Below are 586 nucleotides of genomic sequence, written 5' to 3'. Positions count from 1 at the left end.
CGAGGGGGCTTGCCCCCGTTTGAGTGCGTAGCACTCACAAGATTTTTGGTACATCAGAGATTTTGGGACTGCTTCGCAGCCCAACGGGGGCAAGCCCCCTCGCCACAGGGCTCCCACATTTGTCCTGTGATCGACACAAAACAAATGGGCGCGCGATTATAGAGACGTACACCGCGTAAACAAAAACACCGCCCGAAGGCGGTGTCGTTGTCAGCAGGCTGTTACGAGGCAATCAATTGCCGCAACACATAATGCAAAATCCCGCCGGCCTTGAAGTATTCCACCTCGTTGAGCGTATCGATCCGGCACAACACCTCAATCTTTTCCTTGCTGCCGTCTTCACGGGAGACAACCAGGGTCAGGTTCATCCGCGGAGTCAGTTCGACGCCGGTCAGACCAAGGATGTCCACGGTTTCCTTGCCGGTGAGGTTCAGGCTCTTGCGGTTCTGATCCAGTTTGAACTGCAACGGCAATACGCCCATGCCCACCAGGTTGGAACGGTGAATCCGCTCGAAGCTTTCCGCGATGACTGCTTTCACGCCCAGCAGATTGGTGCCCTTGGCCGCCCAGTCGCGGCTCGAGCCGG

General features: G+C 57.0%; 1 pseudogene. It reads right to left on the bottom strand.

Annotated features, from left to right (window positions below):
- Positions 1 to 221: 221 nt before the first annotated feature.
- Positions 222 to 586 (bottom strand): annotated as a pseudogene (locus tag PMI18_RS00005) (aconitate hydratase); the annotation flags it as partial.

It is taken from the genome of Pseudomonas sp. GM102 (genome assembly GCF_000282555.1).
Classification (GTDB): Bacteria; Pseudomonadota; Gammaproteobacteria; order Pseudomonadales; family Pseudomonadaceae; genus Aquipseudomonas.
The sequence above is the reverse complement of the archived record's forward strand: the minus strand, read 5'-3'. Positions and strand labels throughout refer to the sequence as shown.